The following is a 7,207-nucleotide window of genomic DNA, read 5'->3' as shown; positions in this document are numbered from 1 at the left end:
ATTATTATAGAGCATATTGACCTGCTAAAAATAAAAAATCGCTGTAAATACTGTTGCGAATACAATAAAGTGAACACAGAAAAAGATCGTACATGCTTAAAAATTTAAGCTCGTACGATCTTTTTTGAAGTTATACACTATGTAAGACTAGTGATAACTTTATCCTGTTTGCTTTTTATAACTATGCACCGGAGAAGACTCCGTTTACTTTTTGCTATGGCTTATCCAGATTATGCGCCGCAATCTGAAAAGCTTGATTGATAATCAATATGCTCCGCTGCTGGAATCAGTAACGACATGACGATATAGAGAATGATTGGTGCGCCAATGAATGTAAGACTAGCGAACACATAGAGAATACGAGCAACCGTAGGATCAATCCCGAAATACTCCGCAATACCAGCTAACGTCCCTGTAAATACCCGATCATTTTGTGATTTTGTCAACATTTTTTTCATTTTGATTCTCTCCCTTTTCCTATTCCTAATTTGATTTAGCAGGAACTCGACCCAATTATTGAATTCCTTTTTTCCACTCGCGATGTGTTTTTATCTTATGTCTATATTATGCACGAGGTTTGACGTTTAGTCATAGGGCCGAAGGAGGATTTTCTCGGTAGTCATTTAGTCTGAGTTTTACTAAGACGCTTTCTTTGATTAGAAGAGAAAAAGTAACCCATCCACCCGTGAAAACGGGTGGATGGGTTACTTAGGGATAGAAATTTCTAAAATAGAGCCTATCTATCAATTGTTTTTCTAAACTAATTCTTCATTAGGATACGTCAATCCCCATTGTTCTCGTGCTTGATCCATTATTCCGATGACACATTTCGTTACTTCTCGTACATCCATTTCGTTTGAATCACTTTCCAAATAGCGATTGACTGTTTCAACTTCGCAATTAAAAACGTCTCTCTCATCACCAAATTTGAGTTTTTCCACTCTCCCATCATTCCAAAAGATTACCGCTTCTTCTGCTCTAGGGAAATCATTGATTGTAATATAAGCTTTTTCTCCACTAATAATGATCTGTTTAGGCATTTTTCCTCTAAAAGAAATCATTGCTGAAGCAAGGATGCCTTCTTCATTGATTAGCGAAAAAACAGATTTTTCATCTACTCCAGTTTCAGACATCACTACTTCTGTATTTAACAGTTTCGTTTGTGTTCCTAAGAAATATACTACAGCTGAAAGAGCATATGTTCCGATATCAAATAATGCTCCACCACCTTTTTTACGATCAAAAAAGCGATTAGTAGCGTTAAATTCCTTCATACTACCAAAAGTCACATTGACTCCACTTATTTTTCCAAGCATTCCTGATTCAATCATTTGTTTAATTTTTGAAAATAGCGGCATATAAAAAAGTGTGATTCCTTCAATAACTACCAACTGTTTTTCTTTTGCAACGGATTGAACATGCGCTAATTGAGCACTATTTAAAGTCATTACCTTCTCACAGATAATATGTTTCCCTGCTTGAAGAGCTTGAATCATCAAAGGATAGTGTGTTTGATTTGGTGTTCCGATGTAAACACCCTCGATTTTTGGATTTTTTACCATATCTTCGAAATCAGTATATTGTTTTTCAATCTGATGTAGTTTGGTAAAATTATCCAGTGCTTGTGGCTGAATATCAAAAACAGCTACGATCGAATACTTTTTACGATCAATTTTTGAAACAAAGTCGCTAGCTGCAAAACCAGTACCTGCAATTCCCCAATTTAAAATTTCCATCTGTTTCTCCTCAATGTTAGTAAGATAATTTAACCGATAATAGATCATAAGGTTTCACTACGAAGTTTTGATCTATTTCTTCTTCTAGAGCATTCACAATTACTGGATGCTTTCCCTCAAAATACTCTTTTCTTATTCGAACATCTGACCCTGTCGCATTAGATAAACGGACAATATACTTTTTATCTTTTTCAAAAAAGGATGGATAAATTGCTGAAACAGTTAAACCATCTAGCTCAAGCAGTCCGTCTTCCTGTAACTCTAATAACGATTCTTCCCGCTCTTGAATTTTATTGTCTAATCGGTAAATAAAATGATTCAGCGTTTGTGCTTGATAGCTAATCGTTTGCTCAGAGATTATCGACAGCGTTTCTTCTACTTGTTTTTCATCAAATGAGCCCTGATGTAAGTCAAAAGCAAAATCAAAGCTGCGCAATCCAGAGAACTGGGCCAATGGTGTTTCGTGCATAACATGGCCTTGATTCGTAGTATCACCACTCGCTCTTCCAGTTCGCCACAATAAATCGGGTTTGCCAAATTGACCTGTACTGGCGAATAGTGTAATAAATATTTTGTCCTCACTGTGTTCGTATTCCTTCAATCCATGGCCATAAAAATCAAAAGCTCTTTCCTGATTCGCTAGGGAAAGCGTCTTATCGAAAATATTTAATGGAGCAGGATATTCTGGATAGCTATCTATATTCACTTCATCAACACGATTATTCTTTAAATGTCCCGCAGTCACACCTTCATACGTATGACCTTGTTTAATTTTCGGATCAAAAACTAAACGAACACGATGAGATAGGACCTGATTATCGATTTCTACAGACCCTTCAATTACTGAGCTGTCATCATTCATATTCAAGGTTGCTTGATATTTGACTACTCGATGATCGCCCTTTGGATTTTGTCTATCAGCCAAATCCAAAGGCAATGCGGTTTGACCATAGATAATTAATTTTTGTGAATGACTCGTTGCTTTCTTTTCTACATAATCAAAAGGTAAATCAACTTCGTAGTCTCCTCGCAATGGAGAAAAGTCATACGTATCCCCATCATTAGCGCAATCAACTAATCGGATAAAATCGGTAATCTTTTCCCCTTGAAACGTTGCAGAAAGGTGACCGCTCGCAAACCGAAGTTCTATAAAGTCATTCTTTATTGCGACATCGTCTCCCGATTTTATCGATTGATACTCCGCCATCGGCTTAGTACTCTCTTCAAAATTCAATACTTTGAAACCTAGCCCTGGAACTGATAACTTAACCATCACATCTAATTCCAAATATTCTGGCTCAGTTAAATAGAATTTTCCTTCTGGTTTTTCAATCAAAATGTCTTCTCGTGCGGTATATTTTTTTTCATGTGCAATCCACGCATCCTCAGCCTGTGGAAAGCGAATATTTTTTGATTGTGAGATTATTTTTATTTTGAAGTATTTATTTCGTGTCTTTGCAGCAGTATTAATCACAAGAACTTGATTTTCAGTTAGTCGTAATTTTCTTGCTAACTTTTTAGTGATTACATTTTCAATTCCATCTGCCATTTCCTCTGCTTCTTTATATCGATGTAAAATATCCGCAGCGACATTATCGTAAACACATCCTCCCAAACTATCATGAGCTTGTGAAGCAAGAACTTTTTTCCATACTTTTATAAGCAGTTCTTGCGATAATTGAATCTCATATTTTTGAGCCAAAACATAAAGCGGTTCAATCCGTCTCAATAACTTTTGTTCCAATTGATAATTAGCAAGTTTGATATCCATACGAACTGATGAAATCGTTCGATGAATCCGAGCGTAGGCAGGTAATCGAAATTCTCCCTGATAAACAGGTAGATTCTTTTTCTCTTTTACTTTTTCTAGAAACTCTGGAAAAGTACTGATTTTATAGGTGTGTTTACTTTTTTTATTGATCTCCTTCAGTTTGGATTGCAACTGCCGGACAATGGCCTGCTGATCTCCTCCGGCAGGTACTAAAATATCCTCATGCTCCTGAAATTGATTGACAAAATCAATGTACCCATCCATGCGATTATCAATATATTCTTGAGTAGTTTGCATATTTGGAGTACATCCGTAACCTTGAGGAATATTCATAGCATAGACTTCTTTTTCGCCTAAACCTTTCCATTTGAAATAGGGCGTACTCACCTGTTTTGAAAAATCAATTCCTCGCCAGAAAATTAGATTATCCAGTCCTATTTGCTGCAGTAGTGTCGGCATCTGTGCATTGAAGCCAAACGTATCTGGAATGTATCCTATCGGCATTGCTTCACCATATCGTTTACAATCTCTGACGCCGACTATTGCATTTCGAATCAATGATTCTCCATCGACTAACAAACAATCACTCTGAGTAAACCATGGTCCAATGAACAATTGCTGTTTAGCAATTAGTTCCTTCACTCTGCTCTCATTCTCTGGATATAGTTCTAAATACTCATTCAAAATAGAGCTTTGAGCATCTAAACAAAAATTTGCTTCTGGATGCTGCTCTAATTCATCTAAAACATCAGAAAACACTTCATCACTCAGTATAAGTGCATCTGCATTTGTAAAATACCATTCTCGATCCCAATGTGTTTGATTAACTACGTACCCAGTTGTCATTTTTTTCTACCTGCTTCTTCTTTTTAGTTGCTAAATAATCACGAATTACAATATTTCCAATAGCCACAAATAGCACTCCTGCTAATAATGAAAGGAGATATGGCACCAAACCTTGGACTAGCGGCCAACCCCAAAACTGAGGAATCGGGAACCAAATTTCTACTCCAAAAAGTGTTGCTAACACTGCTGCCAGCGCCGATCCTAACAAGTTCAAAGGAATCGTAATCAACGGGTTTTTCAAGGCAAATGGAATCGCTCCTTCGCTAATCCCAATTATTCCTGAAATGAAGGACGTATAGCCATCTGCTTCCATGCTTTCGTCATAAATATCTCTTTTGAAAACATATTGATTTAAGATTACAGACAGTCCGATTCCTAATGGCGGAATAATACATCCTAAAATATTGGCTGTCATCGGAAATGACTGGTTTGCCGCTAATGTCATCGTTACTGCAAAGGCAGCCTTGTTTACTGGTCCGCCCATATCAAATGCTGTGGCCATTGCTATCACAATTGCAATCACATAGGTTCCTGTAGATTTGCTAATCACGTCGAATAATAAATTATTTAGCCCACCGCCAATTGGTTCAAAAATATACAGATTCAATACGTAGACCAATAAAATACTTAGTAATGGAATAATCAGCATTGGTTTTAATGACTGAATATTCTTTGGAAGTTTAATTTTGTTGTTCAAGAATCTACAAAAGTAACCTGCTACAAAACCAATCGCGATCGCTCCTAAGAAGCCTGATGGTGTTTGATTTTCTTGTCCTGTTAATGCGTAGATCATACCGCCTGCTAATCCACCGCCAATAAATCCTGCTGTCATCCCTACTTTCCCGGCAATTGCATTCGCCATAAAAGCAGCTAGAACTGGGTACATTAAACTAAAAATGAATCCACCAAATGAATTTAGATAATAGAGAAAAGAAACTGCTCCATTAGAACTCGTCGCATTTATCGCATCACCAATTGTTCCACCTTCAATTCCAAAGAACATACCACCGATTTGTGGGATGGCAGTCATTAATCCTGCGCCAACAACAATCGGAATCATATATGAAATACCACTCATTAATGATTGGTAAAGTTCCGTTCCTAAAGACTTCTTCTCTGACATATTAGAATCAAGTGACTGTTCCGAGTGATAGTTTCCTGCTGGTTGATCGATCACTTGTTTGATTAAGGAAGTAGCGTCTTTAATAGGTGCTGCCACCTTGGTTTTGATATAAGGAACATTTTCGTAATGAGCCATATTTTGTGGTTCTATGTCTGTTGCGACAATTAGTCCTTTCGCTCTTCTCACATCTGATAGTGCAGGTCGGTCTTCAATACCGTTTGCTCCTTGTTTTTCAACAATTACTTCGTAGCCTAATTCTGCACCTGCTTTTTCTAACGCCTCAGCTGCCATATAGGTATGAGCAATCCCTGTCGCACACGCTGTTACTCCCAATACGAGCCCTTTACTCTCTCGAATTTCTTCCTTCGGTTCCTGTTTATTAGTGAGTTCTAACAGTGTCATAACCTCTTCTGAAGTATTTGCATTCTTAATCCCATTTACAAACTCCGGATTCATTAGCGATCGTGATAATTGAGCTAATAAATCTATATGTGTTGTCCCTGTTTGTTGCTTAGGAATTGCCAATAAGAAAATTAGAGAAACTCTATTTGATGAATCCAAACTCTCCCAATCGTTAATTGAATTTTTTAAACGAATAATAACAAAAACTGGCTTATTGATTGTTTCTGATTTCGCGTGAGGTATGGCAATTCCATTTTCTAATCCAGTCGGACTTTCTGCCTCTCGATGATACAATGCGTTAATAAATACTTTTTTATCTTGAATAATACCTTGAATCAACAGCTCTTCCGCGACTGCTTTAAACACGTCATCTTTACTAGCGTAACCCTTATCTAGCATGATTAGATCATTGGTAGTCAGCTCGCTAAGTTTCATTTTCATCTCCTACTTTCCTTAGTTATGATGGTACAACAAAAATATAACACCCTCTAAAAGAAAGCGCTTTTACTAAATCAAAGTAAAATTTTACTTTATTAATTATTGTGATATAATACGCGAGATTGGAGGAACCAAATATGGCCTTGATTAAATATTTTCCTAACGCAGATACCCAATTAACCTACGCTGAATCATTGATCCTTGATTATCTCGAGGATCATTTAGAGAATATTTCTTCTATCACGATCACGAAGACTGCTGAAGATAATAATGTTAGTACGACTACTGTTGTTCGTCTCTGTAAAAAACTAAAAGTTAACAGTTTTTCGCGTCTGAAATTTTTATTAGAAGAAATCTATCACGAACAGAATCTTTCAGTAAGTTATGATTTTTACGACTCCATTGAACAAAATTTTAACGAGACGCTGAAACATAATTCAAATTCAACAATTGAAGAAGTTAGTCAATTATTGAAAAATAGGCTGCAAATCTATATTTTTGCAATTGGCTTAAGCAAAGCTTGTGGAGATTACTTAGAGTTAGCTCTACAGCAGCTGGGGTTAAATTGTTCATTAATTTATGATCACCAAGTTATCTGGAGTTTTGATCGGCCAACAATTCCAAACTCTTTAGCGATATTTATTTCAAATAGCGGAGAGTCAAAAGAATTGATTTCCTTACTGAATCGCATCAAAGAAAATGAGGATTTGACCACTTTATCTCTAGTGAACCAACCAAACAGTCAAATGGAAAAATTGACGGATTATTCACTTCATGGATATGTTGCCCCGGTTGTAATCAATGAATCAGATTTTTCTCCACACTTTTCTTTGATCCTACTAATTGATCTTGTTATCCAAAACTATCTCAAAACTAATTGACTCTTTCATG

General features: G+C 36.5%; 5 protein-coding genes. 1 reads left to right on the top strand and 4 read right to left on the bottom strand.

Annotated elements, in window-relative coordinates:
- Nucleotides 1-230: 230 nt before the first annotated feature.
- The 4 genes from A5875_RS18590 to A5875_RS18575 form a co-directional block, all read right to left on the bottom strand.
- Nucleotides 231-458 (bottom strand): PspC domain-containing protein, encoded by a 228-nt coding sequence (locus tag A5875_RS18590; RefSeq protein ID WP_088935069.1) that lies wholly within the window; start codon nt 456-458, stop codon nt 231-233.
- A 297-nt stretch (nt 459-755) separates the two neighbouring features.
- Nucleotides 756-1,736 carry a Gfo/Idh/MocA family protein gene (locus tag A5875_RS18585; protein WP_176244751.1) on the bottom strand — a complete coding sequence of 327 codons (981 nt, stop codon included), beginning with the start codon at nt 1,734-1,736 and terminating at the stop codon, nt 756-758.
- Between the two features lie 16 nt (nt 1,737-1,752).
- Nucleotides 1,753-4,353: a hypothetical protein gene (locus tag A5875_RS18580; RefSeq protein WP_088935067.1), complete on the bottom strand. Its 2,601-nt coding sequence runs from the start codon at nt 4,351-4,353 to the stop codon at nt 1,753-1,755.
- The gene (locus A5875_RS18575; protein WP_088935066.1) at nt 4,331-6,319 is read right to left on the bottom strand and encodes a fructose-specific PTS transporter subunit EIIC; all 1,989 of its coding nucleotides are present in this window, start codon (nt 6,317-6,319) and stop codon (nt 4,331-4,333) included. Before A5875_RS18575 ends, A5875_RS18580 begins: the two co-directional genes overlap by 23 nt.
- 134 nt (nt 6,320-6,453) lie before the next feature.
- Between A5875_RS18575 and A5875_RS18570 the strand changes: the two genes are divergently transcribed.
- Nucleotides 6,454-7,197: a MurR/RpiR family transcriptional regulator gene (locus A5875_RS18570; RefSeq protein WP_088935065.1), complete on the top strand. Its 744-nt coding sequence runs from the start codon at nt 6,454-6,456 to the stop codon at nt 7,195-7,197.
- Nucleotides 7,198-7,207: the final 10 nt, after the last annotated feature.

The organism is Enterococcus sp. 3H8_DIV0648 (assembly GCF_002140655.1).
GTDB lineage: Bacteria > Bacillota > Bacilli > Lactobacillales > Enterococcaceae > Enterococcus_A > Enterococcus_A hulanensis.
Note: the sequence above shows the minus strand (reverse complement) of the source record. Positions and strands in the feature narration are given on the sequence as shown.

What these genes read in the sequence shown, in the direction of transcription:
- A5875_RS18575 (WP_088935066.1), bottom strand. Translation starts at nt 6,319, where the DNA reads ATGAAAATGAAACTTAGCGAGCTGACTACCAATGATCTAATCATGCTA.
- A5875_RS18570 (WP_088935065.1), top strand. Translation starts at nt 6,454, where the DNA reads ATGGCCTTGATTAAATATTTTCCTAACGCAGATACCCAATTAACCTAC.
- A5875_RS18590 (WP_088935069.1), bottom strand. Translation starts at nt 458, where the DNA reads ATGAAAAAAATGTTGACAAAATCACAAAATGATCGGGTATTTACAGGG.
- A5875_RS18580 (WP_088935067.1), bottom strand. Translation starts at nt 4,353, where the DNA reads ATGACAACTGGGTACGTAGTTAATCAAACACATTGGGATCGAGAATGG.
- A5875_RS18585 (WP_176244751.1), bottom strand. Translation starts at nt 1,736, where the DNA reads ATGGAAATTTTAAATTGGGGAATTGCAGGTACTGGTTTTGCAGCTAGC.